The sequence below is a fragment of the Bacillus sp. mrc49 genome (assembly GCF_002803435.1).
On record NZ_PHNG01000389.1, the window covers coordinates 1 to 292 of the forward strand.

1 protein-coding gene is annotated in these 292 nt (G+C 51.0%); it reads right to left on the reverse strand.

Translation table 11 applies throughout. From position 1 onward, the window contains the following. The coding region (locus CVN76_RS02445) for a hydroxyethylthiazole kinase (protein WP_198512444.1) at positions 1-292 on the reverse strand (292 nt) is incomplete at both ends.

The following is a 292-nucleotide window of genomic DNA, read 5'->3' on the forward strand; positions in this document are numbered from 1 at the left end:
ATTGCTTATCGTCAGTTCCTCTGAGTCGACTCCCCGTGTAACGATATCGCCGCCGATCAAACGGTGAATCTCGCTCGCATTACCGCGGATGATCTGGAAGGAGACCTTCTTTAGAAGCTCACTAACTTTCTCTGTTCGATACGGTGTGGCGCCAACTCCCACAGGATCCAAAATGACCGGGATATTTCTGGAGTTTGCCGTCCTCCCGGCTATCTCCATGGCTTCCAGGGATTTTTCATCAATCGTACCGAAATTCAGGACAAGTGCATCCGCCAACTTGACCATCGCTTCG